Source organism: Salmonella sp. SJTUF15581 (assembly GCF_043356775.1).
In the GTDB taxonomy this organism is placed as follows: domain Bacteria; phylum Pseudomonadota; class Gammaproteobacteria; order Enterobacterales; family Enterobacteriaceae; genus Salmonella; species Salmonella enterica.
Map to the genome: position 1 here is coordinate 38,716 of NZ_JBEUJY010000002.1, position 24,326 is coordinate 63,041.

General features: G+C 51.7%; 25 protein-coding genes and 1 pseudogene. 18 read left to right on the forward strand and 8 right to left on the reverse strand.

What is annotated here, in order from left to right:
- Positions 1–22 precede the first annotated feature (22 nt).
- The gene (csiR, locus tag ABVN36_RS03620) at positions 23–700 is read left to right on the forward strand and encodes a DNA-binding transcriptional regulator CsiR (protein WP_000126152.1); all 678 of its coding nucleotides are present in this window, start codon (positions 23–25) and stop codon (positions 698–700) included.
- Between the two features lie 21 nt (positions 701–721).
- On the opposite strand, the gene lysM is transcribed toward csiR, so the two are convergent.
- The gene (gene lysM, locus ABVN36_RS03625; protein ID WP_023138950.1) at positions 722–1,171 is read right to left on the reverse strand and encodes a peptidoglycan-binding protein LysM; all 450 of its coding nucleotides are present in this window, start codon (positions 1,169–1,171) and stop codon (positions 722–724) included.
- Positions 1,172–1,270: 99 nt separating this feature from the next.
- Positions 1,271–1,429, reverse strand: coding sequence for a YqaE/Pmp3 family membrane protein (locus tag ABVN36_RS03630; RefSeq protein WP_000508175.1), 159 nt, complete (start codon positions 1,427–1,429; stop codon positions 1,271–1,273).
- 182 nt (positions 1,430–1,611) lie between these two features.
- On the opposite strand from ABVN36_RS03630, the gene ABVN36_RS03635 reads away from it, so the two are divergent.
- The 3 genes and pseudogenes from ABVN36_RS03635 to ABVN36_RS03645 all read left to right on the forward strand — a co-directional run bounded on the left by ABVN36_RS03635 (position 1,612) and on the right by ABVN36_RS03645 (position 2,706).
- Positions 1,612–1,911, forward strand: a complete 300-nt coding sequence (locus tag ABVN36_RS03635; RefSeq protein ID WP_001749413.1) for a helix-turn-helix transcriptional regulator — start codon at positions 1,612–1,614, stop codon at positions 1,909–1,911.
- Positions 1,912–1,920: 9 nt separating this feature from the next.
- The gene (locus tag ABVN36_RS03640) at positions 1,921–2,448 is read left to right on the forward strand and encodes a rhodanese family protein (RefSeq protein ID WP_000022011.1); all 528 of its coding nucleotides are present in this window, start codon (positions 1,921–1,923) and stop codon (positions 2,446–2,448) included.
- A gap of 78 nt (positions 2,449–2,526) precedes the next feature.
- Positions 2,527–2,706: pseudogene (locus ABVN36_RS03645) on the forward strand (hypothetical protein).
- A gap of 89 nt (positions 2,707–2,795) precedes the next feature.
- On the opposite strand, the gene stpA reads toward ABVN36_RS03645, so the two are convergent.
- Entirely contained in the window at positions 2,796–3,197 is a 402-nt protein-coding gene (gene stpA, locus ABVN36_RS03650) for a DNA-binding protein StpA (protein ID WP_001051100.1), read from the reverse strand.
- Positions 3,198–4,095: 898 nt separating this feature from the next.
- On the opposite strand from stpA, the gene alaE reads away from it, so the two are divergent.
- On the forward strand, positions 4,096–4,545 hold the full coding sequence (alaE, locus tag ABVN36_RS03655) for an L-alanine exporter AlaE (protein WP_000492669.1): 450 nt from the start codon (positions 4,096–4,098) through the stop codon (positions 4,543–4,545).
- A 34-nt stretch (positions 4,546–4,579) separates the two neighbouring features.
- Here the strand turns inward: alaE and ABVN36_RS03660 are convergent, their stop codons facing one another.
- Positions 4,580–4,930 carry a DUF2002 family protein gene (locus ABVN36_RS03660; protein ID WP_000281305.1) on the reverse strand — a complete coding sequence of 117 codons (351 nt, stop codon included), beginning with the start codon at positions 4,928–4,930 and terminating at the stop codon, positions 4,580–4,582.
- A 161-nt stretch (positions 4,931–5,091) separates the two neighbouring features.
- Here ABVN36_RS03660 and ABVN36_RS03665 point away from each other — a divergent pair, with 161 nt between their 5' ends.
- Entirely contained in the window at positions 5,092–5,418 is a 327-nt protein-coding gene (locus ABVN36_RS03665) for a DUF883 domain-containing protein (RefSeq protein ID WP_001519557.1), read from the forward strand.
- Between the two features lie 83 nt (positions 5,419–5,501).
- Here ABVN36_RS03665 and ABVN36_RS03670 read toward each other — a convergent pair whose 3' ends face one another.
- Positions 5,502–6,836 carry a PLP-dependent aminotransferase family protein gene (locus ABVN36_RS03670; protein WP_023138952.1) on the reverse strand — a complete coding sequence of 445 codons (1,335 nt, stop codon included), beginning with the start codon at positions 6,834–6,836 and terminating at the stop codon, positions 5,502–5,504.
- An 88-nt stretch (positions 6,837–6,924) separates the two neighbouring features.
- Between ABVN36_RS03670 and ABVN36_RS03675 the strand changes: the two genes are divergently transcribed.
- The 12 genes from ABVN36_RS03675 (at position 6,925) to emrB (ending at position 20,276) form a co-directional block, all read left to right on the forward strand.
- Positions 6,925–7,356: a carboxymuconolactone decarboxylase family protein gene (locus ABVN36_RS03675; RefSeq protein ID WP_023138953.1), complete on the forward strand. Its 432-nt coding sequence runs from the start codon at positions 6,925–6,927 to the stop codon at positions 7,354–7,356.
- 271 nt (positions 7,357–7,627) lie between these two features.
- Complete coding sequence (gene nrdH / locus ABVN36_RS03680; RefSeq protein ID WP_000028870.1) at positions 7,628–7,873, forward strand: glutaredoxin-like protein NrdH; 246 nt, start codon at positions 7,628–7,630, stop codon at positions 7,871–7,873.
- Positions 7,870–8,280, forward strand: coding sequence for a class Ib ribonucleoside-diphosphate reductase assembly flavoprotein NrdI (nrdI, locus tag ABVN36_RS03685; RefSeq protein WP_001275401.1), 411 nt, complete (start codon positions 7,870–7,872; stop codon positions 8,278–8,280). The genes nrdH and nrdI overlap by 4 nt, the downstream gene beginning before the upstream one ends.
- On the forward strand, positions 8,253–10,397 hold the full coding sequence (gene nrdE, locus ABVN36_RS03690) for a class 1b ribonucleoside-diphosphate reductase subunit alpha (protein WP_033903659.1): 2,145 nt from the start codon (positions 8,253–8,255) through the stop codon (positions 10,395–10,397). The genes nrdI and nrdE overlap by 28 nt, the downstream gene beginning before the upstream one ends.
- A gap of 10 nt (positions 10,398–10,407) precedes the next feature.
- Positions 10,408–11,367 (forward strand): class 1b ribonucleoside-diphosphate reductase subunit beta, encoded by a 960-nt coding sequence (nrdF, locus tag ABVN36_RS03695; RefSeq protein WP_000777901.1) that lies wholly within the window; start codon positions 10,408–10,410, stop codon positions 11,365–11,367.
- Positions 11,368–11,721: 354 nt separating this feature from the next.
- A complete protein-coding gene (gene proV / locus ABVN36_RS03700; RefSeq protein WP_000985529.1) occupies positions 11,722–12,924 on the forward strand; it encodes a glycine betaine/L-proline ABC transporter ATP-binding protein ProV in 1,203 nt (400 codons plus the stop codon).
- On the forward strand, positions 12,917–13,981 hold the full coding sequence (gene proW / locus ABVN36_RS03705; protein ID WP_000775021.1) for a glycine betaine/L-proline ABC transporter permease ProW: 1,065 nt from the start codon (positions 12,917–12,919) through the stop codon (positions 13,979–13,981). The genes proV and proW overlap by 8 nt, the downstream gene beginning before the upstream one ends.
- 69 nt (positions 13,982–14,050) lie before the next feature.
- Positions 14,051–15,046 carry a glycine betaine/L-proline ABC transporter substrate-binding protein ProX gene (gene proX, locus ABVN36_RS03710; protein WP_001216613.1) on the forward strand — a complete coding sequence of 332 codons (996 nt, stop codon included), beginning with the start codon at positions 14,051–14,053 and terminating at the stop codon, positions 15,044–15,046.
- Between the two features lie 164 nt (positions 15,047–15,210).
- Entirely contained in the window at positions 15,211–16,395 is a 1,185-nt protein-coding gene (locus ABVN36_RS03715; protein WP_000165772.1) for an MFS transporter, read from the forward strand.
- Between the two features lie 496 nt (positions 16,396–16,891).
- A complete protein-coding gene (mprA, locus tag ABVN36_RS03720) occupies positions 16,892–17,422 on the forward strand; it encodes a transcriptional repressor MprA (protein ID WP_000378431.1) in 531 nt (176 codons plus the stop codon).
- Between the two features lie 126 nt (positions 17,423–17,548).
- The gene (emrA, locus tag ABVN36_RS03725; RefSeq protein WP_001275600.1) at positions 17,549–18,721 is read left to right on the forward strand and encodes a multidrug efflux MFS transporter periplasmic adaptor subunit EmrA; all 1,173 of its coding nucleotides are present in this window, start codon (positions 17,549–17,551) and stop codon (positions 18,719–18,721) included.
- A gap of 16 nt (positions 18,722–18,737) precedes the next feature.
- Positions 18,738–20,276 carry a multidrug efflux MFS transporter permease subunit EmrB gene (gene emrB, locus ABVN36_RS03730; RefSeq protein ID WP_001187297.1) on the forward strand — a complete coding sequence of 513 codons (1,539 nt, stop codon included), beginning with the start codon at positions 18,738–18,740 and terminating at the stop codon, positions 20,274–20,276.
- A 48-nt stretch (positions 20,277–20,324) separates the two neighbouring features.
- Here emrB and ABVN36_RS03735 read toward each other — a convergent pair whose 3' ends face one another.
- The 3 genes from ABVN36_RS03735 to gshA all read right to left on the reverse strand — a co-directional run bounded on the left by ABVN36_RS03735 (position 20,325) and on the right by gshA (position 24,262).
- The gene (locus ABVN36_RS03735; RefSeq protein WP_017441158.1) at positions 20,325–21,695 is read right to left on the reverse strand and encodes a carbohydrate porin; all 1,371 of its coding nucleotides are present in this window, start codon (positions 21,693–21,695) and stop codon (positions 20,325–20,327) included.
- Between the two features lie 345 nt (positions 21,696–22,040).
- Positions 22,041–22,556, reverse strand: a complete 516-nt coding sequence (luxS, locus tag ABVN36_RS03740) for an S-ribosylhomocysteine lyase (protein WP_001130194.1) — start codon at positions 22,554–22,556, stop codon at positions 22,041–22,043.
- Between the two features lie 149 nt (positions 22,557–22,705).
- Positions 22,706–24,262, reverse strand: a complete 1,557-nt coding sequence (gshA, locus tag ABVN36_RS03745) for a glutamate--cysteine ligase (RefSeq protein WP_000611821.1) — start codon at positions 24,260–24,262, stop codon at positions 22,706–22,708.
- Positions 24,263–24,326 lie beyond the last annotated feature (64 nt).

Below are 24,326 nucleotides of genomic sequence, written 5' to 3' on the forward strand. Positions count from 1 at the left end.
GGAAGCTTCTCAGGAGTAAAAGATGACCGCCCTTTCCCAACCGACGGCCATAGATGGCTATCGCTGGCTTAAAAATGACATTATTCGCGGCACTTATCAGCCGGATGAGAAACTGCGGATGAGTTTATTAACCGCCCGCTATGCGCTCGGCGTAGGGCCGCTGCGTGAGGCGCTGTCGCAACTGGTGGCGGAACGGCTGGTCACTGTGGTGAATCAAAAAGGCTATCGCGTGGCGTCCATGTCAGAGGCGGAACTCCTCGATATTTTTGACGCGCGCGCCAATATGGAAGCGATGCTGGTACGCCTGGCGATTGAACGCGGCGATGATGCGTGGGAGGCGGAGATCCTGGCGCGAGCGCATATGCTCAGTAAACTGGAAGCCAGCGATGCCAGTGAACATATGCTCGATGAATGGGATCAGCGCCACCAGGCGTTTCATTCCGCCATTGTCGCCGGGTGCGGCTCCCATTACTTGCTACAGATGCGCGAACGCTTATTTGACCTGGCGGCCCGCTACCGCTTTATTTGGTTACGTGAAACCGTTCTGTCCGTCGAGATGCTGGAAGATAAACATATCCAGCATCACACGCTAACCGAAGCGATACTGGCGCGCGAGGCGGCACGCGCCAGCGAATTAATGCGTCAGCATTTGCTGACGCCGATTCCCATTATTCGCCAGGCGATGGCAGGAAAAATGTAGCCTGGCGCGGCCTGATAGCCATTATTCTTCAGGAATACGCAACACTTGTCCCGGATATATTTTTTCCGGGCTTTTCAGCATCGGTTTATTTGCCTCGAAGATTTTATTATACAGATTGGCGTTACCATACACTTGCTTTGAAATAGCGCTCAGGGTGTCGCCTGATTTTACGGTATAAAACTGACTTTCAGCCGCCGGCGTCGTGGTTTTAACCTGATCGTCAACGCTGCTAATCCCGGCGATATTCCCCACGGCAACCAGAATTTTTTCTTTTGCCTCCTGACTCAGCCCATCACCCGTCACTGTCGCTTTTCCATCAGCAATTTGCACATTCACTTTGTCAGCGTCGGGTATTCCCGTTTTATTTAAATGTTCCTGGACTTTTTTCGCCTGATCGTCCTTATCATGATTAGCGGTTACCGCGTCCCAGAGTTTTTCACCTGCATCTTTTACAAATTTGAAAAGTCCCATATTCACCTCGCTTGTCAAAAATACACACAAAGAAAAGTGTAGCAGAGGGAATGAGGTTATCCTGATAAGCGGCGCTTATGCGCCGCCGGTGGCCGGTAATTAATGACGCATCTGAACCCAAAATGCGTGGATAAGCCCCGGAATATATCCGAGTAATGTCAGCAGGATATTAAGGATAAATGCCCAACCGAACCCTTTTCCTAAAAGTACGCCGAGCGGAGGCAAAATAATCGTAAATACAATTCTCCAGAAACCCATATACACTCCATACAAGCAAAATTAGTCATTGTTTAAAAAGAGATTTTATCTCTAAGCATAGTCAGTTTACCTGAGCCTGCCAGTCACGCGCCGCGCTTTTACCCTCCTTTACGCTCTTTACGCTGGCATTAGGTTGACGTTTATTTTAGAATTAACTAAATTTAGAAAATGCTTAAATAACTATGACAGAGCTTGAACAACTTCAGTCCAGCGCAGAACAGGCGGCGGCCCTGCTCAAAGCGATGAGCCACCCAAAAAGATTACTGATTTTATGTATGCTTTGCGGTTCGCCAAAAACCAGCGCAGGCGAACTGGCGCGCATTACCGGGCTAAGCCCCTCCGCGACGTCGCAACATCTGGCGCGGATGCGAGAAGAAGGGCTGATTGATAGTCAACGCGATGCCCAGCGCATTCACTATTTCATTAAAAATGAGGCGGTTAATACGATTATCGCCACGTTAAAGAATCTCTATTGTCCATAAGGAGGCACGATGTCCATTGGGATAGTTTCCCCCCGTGAGGCGCAAGCGCTGATAGCGCAAGGCGCGAAACTGATTGATGTGCGCGACGCCGATGAATATCTGCGCGAGCATATTCCACATGCGCAACTGGCGCCTCTCTCCCGGCTTGAACAGGGCGATTTGCCCGCCAACCTGCGAGCGGAACAGATTATTTTTCACTGTCAGTCAGGTAAACGAACCAGCAGCAATGCAGCAAAACTACAGGCCATTGCCGCCCCAGCTCAGGTCAGTCTACTGGAAGGCGGTATCGACGGATGGAAAGCGGCAGGATTGCCCGTCACAGAAGACAAATCGCAACCGTTGCCACTGATGCGTCAGGTGCAAATCGCCGCCGGCGGGTTGACGTTGCTTGGGGTGATTCTGGGCTATACGGTCCACGGCGGCTTTTTCCTCATTAGCGGTTTTGTCGGGGCCGGGTTAATGCTGGCAGGCATGACCGGCTTCTGCGGAATGGCGCGACTACTGGAAAAAATGCCCTGGAATACCCGTACTCATTAAGCGGTACCTTCACCGCGCGTCGGTAGGTGTGTAGTAGACTGAAGGCGGGTTTATACCATTGTTCAACAGGAGAGCGTGATGTTCACACCAGGCGATATCGTACAGCCCCGAATGGGTGGGCCGAAACTGAAAGTGATTGAAGTCAACGAGGATCATATTGTCGCGGTACAGGTCGGTAATGAGTAGGGCGAAAAATTGATCCTCAAAGCGGCAGATGTCACCCCCTATTGCGAAGAAGGCGATTTTGGCGTGTGCTGATTTATCAGAATGAGCATGGCGCAACGTTCCCTGAGTCCCGGTTAATAGAGACAGGAAACGCAGCGCCATCTGTTAAAGGTTATCCGTGATTAGATTAAGAAATCATCCAGAGATTTCCCCGCCGCCAGCGCCTGGGCAATCGGTTTAGGCGTACGACCTTGTCCGGTCCAGGTTTTTTCTTCGCCATTGAAATCAGTAAAACGATATTTTGCCGGACGCGGCTGGCGCTTTTTAGCAGAACGCGGCATTGCTGAATCCATGGCAAATAACTCTTCCGGGTTAATACCGTCTGCTTTCATCAGCTCCAGAAAGGCATTAATTTTCTCCTGCTTCTCGGCAAGCTGGCGTTGCTGCAATTCTTCTTCTTCGCGTCTTTCTTTAGTGACAACCCTGAATTTTTCGAGCATTTCTTCAAGAACGTCAATGGAGAATTCGCGAGCCATAGCGCGCAGCGTGCGGATATTATTTAAGTTCTGTAACATCAAATTCATATCAATAAAAACCTTTTAACGCAGAAAACAAAAACTATTACAGGCGGTATTGTATGCGATTATTGATTATATTTCCAGATCCTAAAGTTCATACAGATATACTCAGTATAACTCGATTAATTATATTAATCTGTTAACCAGAAGGTTATATTCATTACCCCCTGTGTGTTTCAGGTTATTCTGCCTACGGTATATCTGTAGGTTCCCCGTTCGGCTGTTTATACCCTTCATTCTTCAAGTTGCTTATGTGTTGGCTACGGATTACCCGGCTCATCCATGGGCCTCGCCCTGACGGGTCGTCGCACGCGACGTTCAAATCTGCTCCCCGCAGATTTGTCGCTCCCCCCAGTCACATCGTTATCTATGCTTCTGGGGATTCACTCCCTTGCCGCCTTTAAGCAACTCGAAATCCATAGCGTATATAGCGTATTGCGTATCTCAGTAACCACGGTGACCCTCACGGTGGCTGACCTTATACAGAAGTGAATATTTCAGCACAATAAGAGATTAACCATTCAAAAATCATCATCAGAGCTTTATGCTAAAAATCAGCCTGCAATAGCTATAATTATGCTGAGAAAAGTAGAGCGCGTGCCGTTAGCCGAGAATACATCGCATCTGACAACATTTGGAATGTGGCTGAAAATCGCCAGAAAAACAATGCATTATAATGCATTGATTTAAAAGTAATTAATAACTAACAACAACGAAAATCTCGCCGCGAGCAAAAAACACACAACCACAGAGTATTTTATCGACAAAAAGTCTATAAATAAAAATATTGCACTAGTTGATAGTTATTATATAGGGATATACTCTATGCAAAGACAAAAGTGCTTTATGATTTCACTACCAACCATCACCTCATTCTGATTGATACGCTACAAGGAGCATTAACATGTTCTCTCCACAGTCACGCTTGCGTCATGCCGTAGCAGACACGTTTGCGATGGTTGTTTACTGTTCTGTTGTGAACATGTTGATCGAGATATTCCTCTCCGGAATGAGCTTTGAGCAGTCGCTTTCTTCCAGGCTGGTGGCGATACCTGTCAACATTTTGATTGCATGGCCATACGGCGTTTACCGCGATCTGATTATGCGCGTCGCGCGTAAGGCAAGCCCGGCGGGATGGGCCAAAAACCTGGCGGATGTATTGGCTTATGTCACCTTTCAGTCACCCGTTTATATTATCATCTTGCTGACCGTCGGTGCCGGCTGGCATCAGATAGTGGCCGCCGTGAGTTCAAACATTGTTGTTTCAATGTTAATGGGCGCGGTTTATGGCTACTTCCTGGATTATTGTCGCCGCCTGTTTAAAGTGAGCAGCTATCATCAGGCTAAGGCGTAAGTTAGCGTCGCGACTGGCATTGCCAGTCGCGCTTTTAGTCGGTTTTTTCGTCGCCAAAAAGCCCATTCAGATAACGTTCTAACGCTATTCGGGAGCTAAAGCCGTGGGGAATACCGTAATGTTCGTGGGTCTCGCCGCCTAAATAGAGCGGAAAATTTTGGTAGTGATCGCAGGTCTTAATATCCGAAGCCGGGTCAGCCAGTGATGAGCTACGGTCTTTTAATCTGGGATGAATGATCAGCGCAGTACGCCCCATACGCGCCTCGCGGTTAACATAAACATAATTCTCGCCGCGTCGATAACCATACGTCTTATTCGTCACCACATCGACGGTAAACCCTGCCTTTTCCAGTACCCGCGCCACCTCGTCAGGTCGTAAATACATATTTTATCCTCATTCTCTTGTACTGCGGGCTTACCTTACCCGATAGCGCGTTATCAACGCTTTCAGAAAAGTCCAGAAACGCATGATATCGCCGTAACAAGCCTCAGCAGGTAAAAATATGAACTACACTGAAAGCTACATCGAAATCAATGGAGGATCATATGCTTAACAAACCGAACCGAAACGACGTCGATGATGGTGTTCAGGATATTCAGAATGATGTCAATCGATTAGCCGACAGTCTGGAAGATGTCCTTAAATCCTGGGGAAGCGATGCGAAAGACGAAGCCGAGGCTGCGCGACGTAAAGCACAGGCGTTGCTGAAAGAGACCCGGGCGCGGATGCAGGGTCGTACTCGCGTAAAACAAGCCGCCTGTGATGCGATGGGGTGCGCGGATACGTTCGTGCGTGAAAAACCCTGGTGTAGCGTAGGAACCGCCGCAGCGGTAGGGATTTTTATCGGGGCGCTGCTTAGCCTGCGTCGCTAACGACGTGCGCTGCCGGATGGCGACATACTTTATTGGGCCTGCATCATTGCCGCAGGCCCAGGTCGCGCCATTCGGCGAAACGGTTACTGTATCGCCTGTCGAAGCTGCCATGCGACCTGTTTCGCCATGCCAGCGGAAGTAATATTGGTAAACGACAGTAAAATGCCCCCCTTTCCTGACGAAACCACTCGCCAACGGCTTAGCGCCTGTACCGCCAGTCCGGCCTGATTCGCTTTTGCTACCTGCGCTTTATCATCACCTTCAACCTCAATAACCAATTGAATACCGCCTTTCTGTAATGTCACGACAAATCCCTGTTCTGCCAGCGCTTCTTCAATCCATAACCGTCGCTGAGCATAATGTTGGCGCATCTTTTTCAGATGCCGCCAGAAATGGCCATCACGGATAAAATCAGCCAGCGTGTGCTGCCATAACAACGGTACGCTACAGGGCATCAGCGACGCCTGCTGGCGGAAATGCTCAATCTGCTTTATCGGCACCACCAGCCATGCGGTACGTAATGCCGGAAAGAGCGACTTACTGAACGTTCCGGCGTAAATCACTCGCTGCGGGGCATCCAGACTCTTGAGCGGCGGAAGCGGTTTACCGTGATAACGAAATTCGCTGTCGTAGTCATCTTCAATAATCCAGGCCTGCACATTCGCCGCCCATGCCAGAAGTTGCCGTCGGCGAGTTAACGACAGCGCCACCCCCAACGGACTTTGATGGGCGGGCGTCACCAATGCAAAGCGTCCCTGCGGGCAATCCCGCATCCCCGCCGCGACATTCAGCCCATCGGCATCGACCGGAATCGGCGCCAGCGTAATCCCCTCCTGCGTTATCACCGGGCGAATTAACGGAAAGCCGGGATCTTCCACCCACATGCTGTCTCCCGGCACAGACAATGTACGCAGGATTAGCCGCATAGAATTCGCATATCCGGAGGTAATAAATACCTGTTCCGGCAGACATTCAATGCTACGCGAAACCCGCAGGTAATCGACTATCGCCTGGCGCAAAATCGCCTCGCCGCAGACGTCGCCTAATGCCAGATCGAAGCGTGTCTGCGTGCGCAACCGACGCCCCATTACTCGCGCCCACTTCTCGCGTGGAAAGAGATCCAGCGCCGGTAACCCCATCTGAAATGGTTTCGGTTCCGGACTTTCTCCGGCAAAAACGGCGGGTATCGGCGGCGCCGTCTCAAACCGTAGAGCGTTGCTCACAAACGTGCCTGCCTGGCCACGTCGCTCCAGCCAGCCCTGCGCCACCAGCTCGCCATAGGCATTTTCCACCGTGGCGCGAGAAACGCCCAGTTCCTGCGCCCACGTTCGGCTGGAAGGCAAACACGTTCCTGGCGCGAGTTCTCCTTGCTCAATGGCCGTTTTTAACTGACGAGCGATGTGCTGATAGCGCGGCATATGGTCTGCTTTTTCTGTAAAAATATGGCTCTCTTTTACAGACCATTATAGTGCTACAGTGCTCGTCATCAACACGAGGAGAAACATGATGACGACGTTACGCCAACCCTATTATGAACTGAGCCCGGAGGTTTATAGCGCTCTGGTGCAGGCGAAAAACGCGCTGGAAAAGAGCACGCTTGACCTCACTCTGATGGAGCTGATTTACCTGCGTGTTTCGCAAATAAATGGCTGTGCATTTTGCCTGGAGATGCACAGTAAAGCGCTGCGTATGGCTGGCGTAAATCAAGCTAAATTAGATGCGCTGGCAGGATGGCGGGTAAGCCACCATTTCAGCGAGCAAGAGTGCGCGGCGTTAGCCTGGGCGGAATCGGTGACGCACATTGCTGAAACCCACGCCGAAGATAATGTTTACCTGCCGCTGCTCAATCATTTCAGCGCGCGTGAAATCAGCGATCTGACCTTCGCCATCGGTTTAATGAACTGCTTTAACCGTCTGGCGATCGGTATGCGAATGTGACGCATTGTTGCCGGATGGCGCAGATGTCAGCCAACTCTGTTATGCGTCAACCTGCAGGCCGGATCGGGCGTTCACGCCGCCATCCGGCAAAAATTAGCCATGCCGCCCCTACCCCGCTGCGTTCATCAGCGGCGTTAAAATCAATCGAAAATTCCCATATCTTGTATGGTTGAATCTTAATTCAACTACATCTAGTATTTCCTGTATCAACACACGACAATCCGACGCGTTTCATCGCGCCGTTTTCTCATTTTAAATGGAAATACGAATCATGAGCATTACTATTTACACTCGCAATAACTGTGTTCAGTGCCACGCCACAAAGCGGGCGATGGAAAGCCGTGGATTTGAATTTGAGATGGTGAACGTCGATCTGGTGCCGGATGCAGCGGATACGCTCCGGGCGCAAGGATTTCGTCAATTACCGGTGGTGATGGCGGGCGATTTGAGCTGGTCTGGCTTCCGCCCGGACATGATTAACCGTCTGCACCCGACACCCCACGCGGCAAACGCATGAGCGCGCTCGTCTACTTCTCCAGCAGCTCTGAAAATACGCACCGTTTTATGCAGCGTCTGGGGCTGCCTGCCACGCGTATTCCGCTCAATGAACGGGAGCGAATTCAGGTAGACGAACCGTACATTCTGGTTGTGCCGTCATACGGCGGCGGCGGGATGGCCGGTGCGGTGCCGCGACAGGTGATCCGCTTTTTAAATGATGAACACAACCGGGCGCGCATTCGCGGCGTCATTGCCTCCGGTAATCGCAATTTCGGCGATGCCTGGGGATGCGCTGGCGATGTGATAGCACAAAAATGCGGCGTACCCTGGCTGTACCGCTTTGAGCTCATGGGCACACAACGCGACATCGATAACGTCCGAAAAGGAGTAAATGAATTTTGGCAACAACTACCCCGGAGCGCGTAATGCAGGAAACCATGGATTACCACGCCCTGAACGCGATGCTGAATCTTTATGATAAAGCAGGCCATATTCAGTTCGACAAGGACCAGCAGGCGATCGACGCCTTTTTTGCCGCCCACGTCCGCCCGCATTCCGTGACGTTTGCCAGCCAGCATGAACGTCTGGAGACGCTGGTTCGGGAAGGGTATTACGATGACGCCGTCCTCGCGCGTTACGACCGCGCCTTCGTCTTCCGCCTGTTCGAGCACGCCCACGCCAGCGGCTTTCGCTTCCAGACGTTTCTTGGTGCCTGGAAGTTTTATACCAGTTACACGCTGAAAACCTTCGACGGCAAACGTTATCTGGAACACTTTGAAGATCGGGTGACAATGGTGGCGTTGACGCTGGCGCAGGGTGACGAAACGCTGGCCACCCAACTGACCGATGAAATGCTTTCTGGTCGCTTTCAGCCCGCTACCCCGACTTTTTTAAATTGCGGCAAACAGCAGCGTGGGGAACTGGTCTCCTGCTTCCTGCTCCGTATCGAAGACAACATGGAGTCGATCGGGCGGGCGGTGAATTCGGCGCTGCAACTCTCCAAACGCGGCGGCGGCGTCGCGTTTTTACTCTCCAATCTGCGCGAGGCGGGCGCGCCGATCAAACGCATTGAGAATCAGTCTTCCGGCGTGATCCCGGTGATGAAAATGCTGGAAGACGCGTTTTCGTATGCCAACCAGCTTGGCGCGCGCCAGGGGGCCGGCGCGGTTTATCTCCATGCGCACCACCCGGATATTCTGCGTTTTCTGGATACCAAACGGGAAAACGCTGACGAAAAAATCCGGATCAAAACGCTCTCTCTCGGCGTGGTGATCCCGGATATCACCTTCCGGCTGGCGAAAGAAAACGCGAAAATGGCGCTCTTTTCGCCCTATGACGTACAACGACGCTACGGCAAACCGTTTGGCGATATCGCCATTAGCGAACGGTACGATGAATTAATTGCCGATCCGCACGTGCGTAAAACCTATATTAACGCCCGTGACTTTTTTCAAACACTGGCGGAAATTCAGTTCGAATCCGGGTATCCCTACATCATGTTTGAAGATACGGTAAACCGCGCGAATCCCATTGCTGGGCGCATTAATATGAGCAACCTGTGCTCGGAAATTTTACAGGTCAATAGCGCCTCCCGTTACGACGATAACCTTGACTATACCCACATCGGGCATGACATTTCCTGCAATCTCGGCTCGCTGAATATCGCTCACGTCATGGATTCACCGGACATTGGTCGTACCGTAGAAACCGCTATTCGCGGCCTGACGGCGGTGTCGGACATGAGCCATATACGCAGCGTACCCTCAATAGCCGCCGGTAATGCCGCCTCTCATGCCATCGGTCTGGGCCAGATGAATCTGCATGGCTATCTGGCGAGAGAAGGCATTGCCTACGGTTCGCCGGAGGCGTTGGATTTCACCAATTTCTATTTTTACACCATTACCTGGCATGCCGTGCATACTTCAATGCGGCTGGCCCGCGAACGCGGCAAAACCTTCGCCGGATTTGCGCAGTCGCGCTATGCCAGCGGCGACTATTTTACGCAGTATTTACAGGACGACTGGCAACCGAAAACGGCGAAAGTCAGGACGCTATTTGCCCGCAGCGGCAGTACGCTGCCCACACGAGAAATGTGGCTAAAGCTGCGCGACGATGTGATGCGCTATGGCATCTATAACCAAAATTTGCAGGCGGTGCCGCCGACCGGTTCGATTTCTTACATTAATCATGCGACCTCCAGCATTCATCCGATTGTGGCCAAAATTGAGATTCGCAAAGAGGGCAAAACCGGGCGTGTGTATTACCCCGCGCCGTTTATGACCAATGAAAATCTGGACATGTATCAGGATGCCTACGATATCGGTCCGGAAAAAATTATTGATACCTATGCCGAGGCCACGCGCCACGTCGATCAAGGGCTGTCGCTCACCTTGTTTTTCTCCGATACCGCCACGACCCGCGATATCAACAAGGCGCAGATCTATGCCTGGCGAAAAGGTATTAAGTCCCTGTATTACATCCGGCTTCGCCAGTTGGCGCTGGAAGGTACTGAAATTGAAGGCTGCGTATCCTGCGCGCTATAAGGAAAGCCATATGAAATTATCTCGTATTAGCGCCATCAACTGGAACAAGATCCAGGACGACAAAGATCTGGAGGTGTGGAACCGGCTGACCAGTAACTTCTGGCTGCCGGAAAAAGTGCCGTTATCGAATGATATTCCGGCCTGGCAGACGCTGAGCGCCGCCGAACAGCAGCTCACCATTCGCGTGTTTACGGGTCTTACGCTGCTCGACACTATCCAGAACATCGCTGGCGCGCCGTCGTTAATGGCAGATGCCATCACGCCGCATGAAGAGGCAGTACTGTCGAACATCAGCTTTATGGAAGCGGTACACGCCCGCTCTTACAGTTCTATTTTTTCCACGCTGTGCCAGACGAAAGAGGTTGATGCCGCCTACGCCTGGAGCGAAGAAAACCCGCCGCTACAGCGTAAGGCGCAGATTATTTTGGCTCATTACGTCAGCGATGAACCGCTAAAGAAAAAGATTGCCAGCGTCTTTTTAGAATCTTTTCTGTTCTATTCCGGCTTCTGGCTGCCGATGTATTTCTCCAGCCGCGGTAAGCTCACGAACACTGCCGACCTGATTCGTTTAATCATTCGTGATGAAGCGGTTCACGGTTATTATATTGGCTATAAGTATCAGATAGCGCTACAAAAACTATCGGCAATCGAGCGTGAAGAGTTAAAGCTTTTCGCGCTGGATTTATTGATGGAACTGTACGACAACGAAATCTGCTACACAGAAGCGTTATATGCGGAAACCGGCTGGGTTAACGACGTCAAAGCCTTCTTGTGCTACAACGCCAATAAAGCCTTAATGAACCTGGGTTATGAGGCGTTATTTCCGCCGGAGATGGCAGACGTGAATCCCGCAATCCTTGCCGCGCTCTCGCCGAATGCCGACGAAAATCATGATTTCTTTTCCGGATCAGGTTCATCTTATGTGATGGGGAAAACAGTCGAAACCGAAGACGAAGACTGGAATTTTTAACCTTGCGGGCATGGGAAATAACGTTACATTTTCCATGCCTTTATTTCAAGCAATACCGGGTTAAATCGCGCAAATATTACAACATGTCCTACACTCAATACGAGTGACATTATTCACCTGGATTCCTCCAATTCAGGTGGATTTTTGCTGGTTGTCTCAAAAAATATCTCTCCCTCCCCATTCGCGTTCAGCCCTTATATCATGGGAAATCACAGCCGATAGCACCTCGCAATATTCATGCCAGAAGCAAATTCAGGGTTGTCTCAGATTCTGAGTATGTTAGGGTAGAAAAAGGTAACTATTTCTATCAGGTAACATATCGACATAAGTAAATAACAGGAATCATTCTATTGCATGGCAATTAAATTAGAAGTGAAGAATCTGTATAAAATATTTGGAGAGCATCCACAGCGTGCCTTCAAATATATTGAAAAGGGACTATCGAAAGAGCAAATACTGGAAAAAACGGGGCTATCGCTTGGCGTTAAAGACGCCAGTCTGGCCATTGAAGAAGGCGAGATATTTGTCATCATGGGATTATCCGGTTCGGGTAAATCCACAATGGTACGCCTTCTCAATCGCCTGATTGAACCCACCCGCGGACAGGTACTGATCGACGGCGTTGATATTGCCAAAATATCAGACGCTGAGCTTCGCGAGGTGCGCAGGAAAAAGATTGCGATGGTCTTCCAGTCATTTGCGCTCATGCCCCATATGACCGTGCTGGATAATACGGCATTCGGTATGGAATTAGCGGGCATCGCGGCGCAAGAGCGTCGCGAAAAAGCGCTGGACGCCTTGCGTCAGGTGGGGCTTGAAAATTACGCTCATGCCTATCCGGATGAACTTTCCGGTGGGATGCGTCAGCGTGTTGGGCTTGCCCGCGCGCTGGCAATCAACCCTGATATCTTATTAATGGATGAAGCGTTTTCCGCCCTCGATCCATTAATTCGTACCGAAATGCAGGATGAGCTGGTGAAATTACAGGCGAAACATCAGCGCACCATTGTCTTTATTTCCCACGATCTTGATGAGGCTATGCGTATTGGCGACAGGATTGCCATTATGCAAAATGGCGAGGTCGTACAGGTTGGAACGCCGGATGAGATCCTGAATAATCCGGCAAATGATTATGTCCGCACGTTCTTCCGTGGCGTGGATATTAGTCAGGTCTTTAGCGCCAAAGATATTGCCCGTCGCAGCCCGGTCGGATTAATTCGTAAAACGCCAGGTTTTGGTCCCCGTTCGGCACTGAAATTATTACAGGACGAAGACCGTGAATATGGTTACGTCATTGAGCGTGGCAATAAATTCGTGGGCGTCGTGTCCATCGACTCATTAAAAGCGGCATTAAGCCAGGCGCAAGGGATTGAAGCGGCGCTTATCGACGACCCTTTAGTCGTTGATGCGCAAACCCCACTCAGCGAGTTGCTCTCTCACGTCGGCCAGGCGCCCTGCGCGGTGCCGGTTGTCGATGAAGAACACCAGTATGTTGGCATTATTTCAAAACGTATGTTGCTACAGGCTTTAGATCGCGAGGGGGGTAACAATGGCTGATCAAACGAATCCGTGGGATACCGCACAGGTGGCCGATACTACGACGCAAACGGCTGATGCCTGGGGAACACCGGCAGGCGTAGCCACGGACGGCGGCAGTACCGACTGGTTGAACAGCGCGCCCGCGCCAGCCCCTGAACACTTTTCTCTTCTGGACCCGTTCCATAAGACGCTTATCCCGCTGGATAGCTGGGTCACAGAGGGAATCGACTGGGTCGTCACCCATTTCCGTCCCCTTTTTCAGGGGATTCGTGTGCCGGTGGATTACATCCTTAACGGCTTTCAGCAACTGCTGCTGGGAATGCCCGCCCCTGTGGCGATTATTCTCTTTGCGCTGATTGCCTGGCAGGTTTCCGGCGTGGGCATGGGGATCGCAACGCTGATATCGCTGATCGCCATCGGCGCGATCGGCGCCTGGTCGCAGGCGATGATTACCCTGGCGCTGGTATTGACCGCCCTGTTGTTCTGCGTCGTGATCGGATTACCGATGGGAATCTGGCTGGCGCGCAGCCCGCGCGCGGCCAAAATAGTTCGTCCGCTGCTGGATGCGATGCAGACCACGCCCGCGTTTGTCTATCTGGTGCCGATTGTCATGTTATTCGGCATCGGTAACGTGCCGGGCGTGGTGGTGACGATTATTTTTGCTCTACCGCCGATTATACGCCTGACGATCCTGGGCATTAACCAGGTGCCTGCCGACTTAATTGAAGCGTCGCGCTCGTTCGGCGCCAGCCCGCGCCAAATGTTGTTCAAAGTGCAACTACCGCTGGCGATGCCCACCATTATGGCAGGCGTTAATCAGACGCTGATGCTGGCTCTCTCGATGGTCGTCATCGCCTCGATGATTGCGGTCGGCGGGCTTGGCCAGATGGTATTACGCGGCATTGGTCGTCTTGATATGGGGCTGGCAACCGTCGGCGGCGTCGGCATTGTGATTCTCGCCATCATTCTGGACCGTCTGACGCAGGCCGTCGGGCGCGACTCGCGTAGCCGCGGTAACCGTCGCTGGTATACCACCGGTCCTGTTGGGCTAATCACCCGCCCTTTCGTTAAGTAACTCTCCTGACGCCCGGTGACGCTGCGCTTACCGGGCTTACAACTCCCTACCATAATTAAAGGAACAACGATGCGACATACTGTGATATTTGCCTCAGCGTTTGCCACCCTTGTCACCGCCAGCGCTTTCGCTGCCGACCTGCCTGGCAAAGGCATTACCGTTCAACCTATCCAAAGCACGATTTCTGAAGAGTCCTTCCAGACGTTACTGGTCAGCCGGGCGCTGGAAAAGTTGGGTTATACCGTAAATAAGCCGAGTGAAGTCGATTACAACGTAGGCTATACCTCCATCGCCTCTGGCGATGCGACGTTTACCGCCGTGAACTGGCAGCCGCTGCATGATGATATGTATGCCGCAGCAGGCGGAGACAAAAAGTTTTACCGCGAGGGCGTCTTCGTCTCCGGCGCTGCGCAGGGCTATCTGATCGATAAAAAAACCGCCGAGCAGTACAACATCACTAATATCGCTCAACTAAAAGATCCGAAAATCGCCAAAATCTTCGATACCAATGGCGACGGAAAAGCGGACATGATGGGCTGCTCGCCGGGCTGGGGCTGCGAAGCCGTGATCAATCACCAGAATAAAGCGTTTGATCTGCAAAAAACCGTTGAGGTCAGCCACGGTAACTATGCGGCGATGATGGCTGATACCATTACCCGTTTTAAAGAAGGCAAGCCGGTGCTGTATTACACCTGGACCCCGTACTGGGTGAGCGACGTAATGAAGCCGGGTAAAGATGTCGTCTGGCTACAGGTGCCGTTCTCCTCTCTGCCGGGCGAACAGAAAAATATTGATACTAAACTGCCGAACGGCGCGAACTATGGGTTCCCGGTTAATACCATGCATATTGTCGCCAATAAGGCATGGGCGGAGAAAAACCCGGCGGCGGCGAAACTGTTCGCCATCATGAAGCTGCCGCTGGCGGATATCAACGCGCAGAACGCCATGATGCATGCCGGTAAATCGTCTGAAGCCGATGTTCAGGGCCACGTGGACGGCTGGATCAACGCCCACCAGCAGCAGTTTGACGGCTGGGTGAAAGAAGCGCTGGCCGCGCAGAAATAAGATCGTTTTTTATGCCGGATAAAGCGCAGTTCATGCGCCGCTATCCGGCCAACGCAATCTCTCCTCAAAGCGCACGATTCATCACGTCACCGTTCCCCTTTATTCATCAACATCCGCTATGATTGTTTTCCCAGGAAATAATTATCTGAATCACGATTACCATCATGACGAAACCCACTCATGGGCTTAGCCCGGCGCTGATCGTTTTAATGTCTGTGGCCACGGGTCTGGCGGTCGCCAGCAACTACTACGCCCAGCCGCTGCTTGATACCATCGCGCATCACTTTTCGCTTTCCGCCAGCTCCGCAGGGTTTATCGTTACCGCCGCGCAGTTGGGCTATGCCGCTGGCCTGTTGTTTCTGGTGCCGCTTGGCGACATGTTTGAACGCCGAACGCTGATTGTCTCCATGACGTTGCTGGCGGCTGGCGGAATGCTAATCACCGCCAGCAGTCAGTCGCTTAGCATGATGATACTCGGAACGGCCTTAACCGGACTGTTCTCCGTGGTGGCGCAGATTCTGGTTCCGCTGGCCGCCACGCTTGCGACGCCCGCCACCCGCGGTAAAGTGGTCGGCACCATTATGAGCGGCCTGTTGCTGGGGATCCTGCTGGCGCGAACGGTCGCCGGACTGCTGGCAAACCTCGGCGGTTGGCGCACCGTATTTTGGGTAGCGTCGGCGCTGATGGCGCTGATGGCCGTCGCGTTATGGCGCGGACTGCCAAAGCTCAAATCCGACACCCATCTTAACTACCCGCAACTGTTGGGTTCTGTATTCAGCCTGTTTATTCACGATAAGCTGCTGCGTACCCGCGCAATGCTGGGCTGCCTGACCTTTGCTAATTTCAGCATCCTCTGGACGTCAATGGCCTTTTTGCTCGCCGCGCCGCCGTTTAGCTATTCCGAGGGGATGATTGGCCTGTTTGGCCTGGCGGGGGCCGCCGGCGCTTTAGGCGCGCGTCCGGCTGGCGGATTTGCCGATAAAGGTAAATCTCACCTCACCACCACGTTCGGCTTACTGCTGCTGTTACTCTCCTGGCTGGCTATCTGGCTTGGGCACACCTCGGTACTGGCGCTGATTATTGGCATTCTGGTACTGGACCTCACCGTTCAGGGGGTACATATCACCAATCAGACGGTCATCTATCGTTTGCATCCGGATGCGCGTAACCGGCTCACCGCCGGCTATATGACCAGCTACTTTATCGGTGGCGCCGCGGGGTCGCTGATTTCCGCCTCCGCCTGGCAACATGCCGGCTGGGCCGGCGTTTGTCTGGCGGGTGTCACGGTAGCCTTACTTAATTTACTGGTCTGGTGGCGAGGTTTTCACCGACAGGAAGCCGTAAATTAAGCGGATAGTGAGCGTTTACCTTTGTTTAAGCTCCTTAGGGTGTTAAGGAGCTCCCCAGTCTGTTAAGGTTATGCTATTCATTTATCATGGTTATTTTTATACCGGTGAAGAATAATATAATTCTATGGAAAGCCCTGCATCCCCATCTGCTCCCAGGCCAATAGCGCCCGTTCAAGGATTCGAAGGTCGTTCACCGATAGCTATCCGTGATATTCCGGTGGCTTTTGCATCGGGTTGTAAGGCCGTTTACCCGGCTTTCGCCCATCCCGCTTATCGTTCTCTCCTGATTTTTTCATGCAGGCACTCACGCTTTTCTCGTCATTCCTGGATTTGCCGCAGGCGGCGCTTTACCGGGCCCAATGTTCCCGCTGGCGTCTCAGTCTGCGTATCATTGGTTGCTTTATAGCCTGAAAGAATGATTTTGTATTAATAATACATTTACTTTATTTGTCACTGTCGTTACTATATCGGCTGAAATTAATGAGGTCATGCCCAAATGGATAGTTCGTTTACGCCCATTGAACAAATGCTAAAATTTCGCGCCAGCCGTCACGAAGACTTTCCTTATCAGGAAATTCTTTTGACTCGTCTTTGTATGCACATGCAAGGCAAGCTCCTGGAAAACCGCAATAAGATGCTGAAGGCTCAAGGGATTAACGAGACGTTGTTTATGGCGTTGATTACGCTGGAGTCTCAGGAAAACCACAGTATTCAGCCGTCTGAATTAAGCTGCGCGCTGGGTTCATCTCGCACCAATGCGACACGCATTGCAGATGAGCTGGAAAAACGCGGCTGGATTGAGCGTCGTGAGAGCGATAACGACCGCCGTTGCCTGCATCTGCAATTAACGGAGAAAGGTCAGGCATTTTTGCAAGAAGTGCTTCCGCCTCAGCATCATTGTCTGCATCAACTCTGGTCATCACTTAGCACTGCCGAAAAAGATCAACTTGAGCACATCACTCGTAAACTCCTGACGCGTCTTGATCAAATGGAGCAGGAAGGCACTGTTCTTGAGGCGCTGCGCTAAAGCGCCGACCCGCTCAAAAATCCAGATTAATAACAGGAAAGCGGACAGGCCGGCACGCGTTACTGCTGGCCTTTCTGACAACAGGTCGGCTCAGCCGATGTGAATAATAAGATCGTGGAGAACAACATGAGCGCAAATGCGGAGATCCAAACCCCGCAGCAACCGGCTAAGAAGAAAGGCAAACGCAAAACAGCGCTGCTACTTCTTACCTTGCTCTTTGTTATTATTGCCGTGGCATATGGAATTTATTGGTTTTTAGTATTGCGTCATATTGAAGAGACAGATGATGCTTACGTGGCAGGGAACCAGGTTCAAATCATGGCGCAGGTGTCAGGCAGCGTGACGAAAGTCTGGGCTGATAACACCGACTTTGTAAAAGAGGGCGATGTTCTGGTCACGCTCGATCAGACTGACGCCAAACAAGCGTTTGAAAAAGCCAAAACGGCGCTGGCCTCCAGCGTGCGCCAGACGCACCAGTTGATGATTAACAGCAAGCAGTTGCAGGCGAATATCGACGTGCAAAAAACCGCCCTGGCGCAAGCGCAAAGCGACCTTAACCGTCGTGTGCCGCTGGGTAATGCCAATCTTATTGGCCGTGAAGAGCTGCAACACGCCCGCGATGCCGTCGCCAGCGCGCAGGCACAGCTGGATGTCGCCATTCAACAGTACAATGCCAACCAGGCAATGATACTCAACAGTAAACTGGAAGATCAGCCCGCGGTTCAACAAGCGGCGACCGAAGTGCGTAACGCCTGGCTGGCGCTGGAGCGTACTCGCATCGTCAGCCCAATGACTGGTTATGTCTCCCGCCGCGCCGTCCAGCCTGGCGCGCAAATCAGCCCCACCACGCCGCTGATGGCCGTGGTGCCTGCAACCGATCTGTGGGTGGACGCTAACTTTAAAGAAACCCAATTAGCGAATATGCGCATTGGGCAGCCAGTGACGGTGATTACTGATATTTATGGCGACGACGTAAAATACACCGGTAAAGTCGTCGGTCTGGATATGGGAACAGGCAGCGCCTTCTCCCTGCTGCCCGCGCAAAATGCGACGGGTAACTGGATTAAAGTGGTTCAACGTCTGCCGGTACGCGTCGAACTGGACGCCCGCCAGTTAGAACAACATCCGCTGCGCATTGGTTTATCGACGCTGGTCACCGTGGATACCGCTAATCGCGACGGTCAGGTACTGGCCAGCCAGGTACGAACGACGCCGGTTGCCGAAAGTAACGCACGCGAAATTAATCTCGCGCCGGTCAATAAACTGATCGACGACATCGTACAGGCTAACGCGGGTTAATCCTGAGGTGCGTGTGATGCAACAGCAAAAACCGCTGGAGGGCGCGCAGCTCGTCATCATGACGATCGCGCTGTCGCTGGCGACATTCATGCAGGTGCTGGACTCCACCATTGCCAACGTGGCGATTCCGACCATCGCCGGGAACCTGGGTTCTTCCCTAAGCCAGGGGACATGGGTTATCACCTCTTTCGGGGTGGCGAACGCTATCTCGATTCCCTTAACCGGCTGGCTGGCGAAACGTTTTGGCGAAGTCAAACTGTTCATGTGGTCGACGGTCGCCTTTGCCGCGGCCTCCTGGGCCTGTGGCGTATCCAGCAGCCTGAATATGCTGATCTTCTTCCGCGTGGTGCAGGGCGTGGTCGCCGGGCCGCTGATTCCGCTCTCGCAAAGCCTGTTGCTGAATAACTATCCGCCTGCAAAGCGCTCCATTGCGCTGGCGCTCTGGTCAATGACCGTCATTGTCGCGCCGATTTGCGGCCCGATTCTGGGGGGCTACATCAGTGATAATTACCACTGGGGATGGATTTTCTTCATCAACGTGCCGATTGGCATCGCCGTCGTCCTGATGACGTTACACACGCTGCGCGGACGTGAAACGCATACCGAACGGCGACGTATTGACGCCGTCGGGCTGGCGTTACTGGTGATTGGCATCGGCAGCCTGCAAATTATGCTCGATCGCGGTAAAGAGCTGGACTGGTTCTCCTCGCAGGAAATTATCATCCTGACCGTGGTCGCCGTCATCGCCATCAGTTTCCTGATCGTCTGGGAACTGACCGACGATCACCCTATCGTCGATCTTTCTCTTTTTAAATCGCGTAACTTCACGATTGGCTGCTTGTGCATCAGCCTTGCCTATATGCTCTATTTCGGCGCCATTGTTCTACTGCCGCAGCTTTTGCAAGAGGTGTACGGCTATACCGCAACGTGGGCAGGTCTGGCGTCGGCGCCAGTCGGCATTATTCCGGTAATTTTGTCGCCGATTATCGGACGCTTCGCGCATAAACTGGATATGCGCAGGCTGGTCACGTTCAGCTTCATTATGTACGCCGTCTGTTTTTACTGGCGCGCCTGGACGTTCGAACCGGGTATGGATTTCGGCGCTTCCGCATGGCCGCAGTTTATTCAGGGATTTGCCGTCGCCTGCTTCTTTATGCCGCTGACCACCATTACGCTCTCCGGGTTACCGCCAGAACGGCTGGCGGCGGCATCAAGCCTGTCGAACTTCACGCGAACGCTGGCAGGCTCCATCGGCACCTCGATTACCACCACTATGTGGACCGATCGTGAGTCGCTACACCATGCTCAGCTCACGGAGTCGATTACGGCGTATAATCCAAACGCTCAGGCTATGTACGATAAACTGGAAGGCTTAGGGATGACGCACCAACAGGCGTCAGGCTGGATAGCCCAGCAAATCACGAATCAGGGGCTGATTATTTCCGCCAACGAAATCTTCTGGATGTCGGCGGGGATCTTCCTGGTGCTGCTCGGCCTGGTGTGGTTCGCCAAACCGCCCTTCGGTGCGGGCGGCGGCGGTGGCGGCGCGCACTAACTATCTGATAAAAGGGATCTGCGGATCCCTTTTTTAGTAGACCAACAATCAGAAGAAATATTTGAATCTCAGACGCCCGCCGTAACGCGCATCTTCACTGTTATCGCCATTATTCGGATTGGCCTCTACCCATGAAGCATAGGCGCCGAGGTAGATGTTAAAGTTTTTCATATCCATCACGTTGGGGAATAAATATGAGGCATGAATAGTGTGAATGTCATAATTGCCGGGATCGGTGATCCAGCAATCGTCCTCACAAACGGCATCGATATTAGTAGCATTGAAGGCTTCGATTTTGTTATGCGCATAGATATAACCCAGTTCAAATCGATGCCACAGCGCATTCACCCCAGCGGTAAAATCTGTCTCATCGGTCGCATCCATATAGGCGGTATTCAGGTTAATCACTGCGCCATCTTCCGGGTCAGTTTTTTGACCATTCCAGGTCATGGTAAAACCATAGCCCGTACGATCTGACTGATCGATCCACTTCCCATTCTCATAATAGCCATAGGCGTTGTTAACGACGTTACTTTCCATCGCTATCGCCGTTGAAAAACGCCCGTTTTGCCAGGCGATAACCGGACGGACGTAAGCCACGTTTTTATCGTTGGTTAAATCCATTCCGTGGTACTGCTTCTCGGTATATAACGTACTGCCATTTTCCAGCAATGTGTTAACTTCGAAATACCAGTTGTCGATGGTTTTACTCAGCAGGAAGTTACCCCCACTGTCGCTACGTCCCCGTCCTTCTTTCATCATATAGATATAGCCGTAACCGTCACTGTAAAGATCGTTCGCTGTATTCCCCGAATATTCAATAAACGTATCCTGATTCAGCGGGAACATATCGTAGGCTTCAAAACGACCAACCTTAATTTTCCAGTCATTCTCACGACCAAAGAAGAAAACGGCATCATCAAGGTTCATTTTTCCGGTCAGGTCCGCCAGAGGCTGTACAGAGAATCCGGCAAAATTACCGTTGTCCAGCCGCTGGTAGCCATCAAAGCCCAACAACAGGCGTCCGTTAATATCCCAGCGTTCATTGGTTCCTGGTGCCCAATCTTTATTCGCTGACGTTCTCGTCGATGTCAGACTACCGGAACGGCTTGCCGCATCCATATTAAATTCGACATCGCCATAGAACTTAATATCGCTGAATCCGGATAAGGTCAGCTTCGGCGGCGTTTTATCTGCTGCAATGGGCTCGGCGGACTGGACATTCACCGTCGGCGTAGCGGCGACCTGCTGCTGTTTCAGCGAGCGAATTTGCGCCTCGGCATCGGATGCCCGTTTTTCAGCATTAACAACACGTTGCTCCAGTTCAGCCAGACGCTGCTCAATAGTGATATTATTCGCTGCCCAAAGGTTATGAGAAAAGCAAGCACCGATCATCAGCGCCAAATATTTAGCCTTCATTTTTTATCCCTTAAGTTTGATGTATACCAGATAAGATTTGCTAAAAACCCCATCGACCGGCTATTAGTAGAGTCTTGTTATTACCTGGATATCTGGCGCATTCCATTATGTTTTTCTATTAATTATTTATGATTTTTAGTTTATGTGATCAATACACTCTGGCATCGTGAGTTATCCGCCTTTTCTGTTTGCCAGATCACATTTTATTATTTAACAGGCCAGGCATTACTTAATTTAAAATGTATTCTCGCCGCAAATATAATAAACGCAAATTATATTAAGAAATAAAAAACCCCGGCCATAAACCGGGGTTAATTTAAATACTGGAAACGCTTATCAATAAGACTAAATATGCAGTTCCTGCAGTTTTTCTTTCGGCAGCGCCAGCTCTTTATTGCTGTTCACGCGCACATCACGCTCCAGAATATGACGGGCAATGTCCTGCGCTTCACTGAGCGAGTGCATCTGATACGTACCGCACTGGTAAACGTTCAGCTCCGGGATCTGGTTTTGATCCTGCACTTTCAGCACATCCGCCATCGCCGCTTTCCAGGCGTCGGCAACACGCTGCTCGTCCGGCGTGCCAATCAGGCTCATGTAAAAGCCGGTGCGGCAGCCCATCGGCGAGATATCGATAATCTCAACGCCGTTACCGTTGAGGTGGTCGCGCATAAAGCCAGCAAACAGATGCTCAAGCGTATGAATCCCTTTTTCCGGCATCACTTCTTTGTTCGGAATGCAAAAACGCAGATCAAACACGGTGATTGCGTCGCCATGCGGGGTGTTCATCGTTTTTGCAACCCGGACCGCCGGCGCTTGCATCCGGGTATGATCGACTGCGAAGCTATCTAATAATGGCATTTAGTCACCTCCGATAATTTTTTAAAAATAAACTGAACTCTTTGTTCCGGGGCGAGTCTGAGTATATGAAAGACGCGCATTTGTTATCATCATCCCTGTTTTCAGCGATGAAATTTTGGCCACTCCGTGAGTGGCCTTTTTCTTTTGGGTCAGGCGTGTTTCGCAAGCCACGCGGCAAACGGCTCGGTATCCGCCGCCTCAATCTCCTGCTGACGACGTACTGAAGCGTCACGTTCAGCAATAAACTCTTCTTCCTGTAAAATCTCCAGCGGCTCTTCGCGTAACAGATTACGGTAAGCCTCACCGAACGCTTTCCCGGTGCCGCCAATGCCTTCATCAATCATAGACCGTAGGATCCGGGCGGAGAATGTCAGTTCAGGATTATCAAAGCAGGCGACCAACTCATCACACACCTTTTGATACTCTTCTCCCCCGTGGATACTGTCCAGCGTTTGCGCCACGCGTTTCAGATCGCGGAAGAGATCTTTCCCGACTTTGGGCAGCGGGAACTGCGCAGTTTCACAGCCAATGCCTAACGTCAGGCCCGGCTTACGCCCTTCCAGAATAACGCGATTCCAGTTAGTACGCGTACATAACAGCTCATCGCTACTCATTTCCGGCGCATCGGCCAATACGCACCAGACCATAAACAGATCGAGGAAGCGCACCTGTTGCTCGTCTACGCCGATCGGTGAGAACGGGTTAATATCGAGAGAACGAACTTCGATGTACTCAATACCACCACGCAGAAGCGCGTCAGAAGGCGATTCGCCGCTGCGCGTCACGCGCTTGGGACGAATGGGCGCGTACAGCTCATTTTCAATTTGCAGAACGTTGCTGTTAATCTGTAGCCGCTTACCGTCTTTTTCCACACCAATCCGCGCGTACTCCTCGGAAGGGGTTTTAATCGCGCGCTTCAGACCTGCCACATACTCATGCAAATCGTTAAACGTAATTCCGAGATTGCTTTGCGACTTATTGGTATAGCCCAAATCACTCAAACGCAGAGACGTCGCATACGGCAGGTAGTACATGCCGCAGTCCGTTTTTTCAAACGGTAATGTGGTTGGCTTTCCTTGCAGGAAAGAGGAGCAAATGGCCGGAGACGCGCCAAACAGATAGGGGATGACCCAGCCAAAACGGTAATAGTTGCGAATCAGACGAAAATAGCCGGCAGAAATTTTTTCTTTTGCCGCTTCGCCTTCCGTAACGCCGCATTTCGCCTGCCAGAACGCCATCGGTAATGAAAAATTGTAATGTACGCCGGAGATGGTTTGCATCAAGGCGCCATAACGATTTTTCAGCCCTTCGCGATAGAGCGTCTTAAAGCGCCCGGTATTGGATGTGCCGTACTGCGCCAGCTCTATGTCCTGCCCTTCCGCAATATAGCAGGGCATACTTAATGGCCACATCCGCTCATCGCCCAGTTTCCTGGCCGTATACCGATGGAGATCGCGCATAAAAGTGAGCATATGCTGGATATCGCCATCGACTGGCGTAATAAACTCCAGTAGGGCTTCCGCAAAATCCGTGGTAATCCATTTATGGGTCAGCGCTGAACCTAACGCTTCAGGATGACCTGTTGTCGCCAGCGTGCCATCAGCATTGACACGCAGCGTTTCGCGCTCTAACCCGCGCTGTATCCCCTTTAACGCCTGAGGATGTTTTTCCAGCCAGGCCAGAGCCTGTGATACGTCCGGGATCAAATTGACCTCCCGCCTGTCCAAATCGTTTTAATAAGCATAACTGTAATGGCGGCCATACATGCCA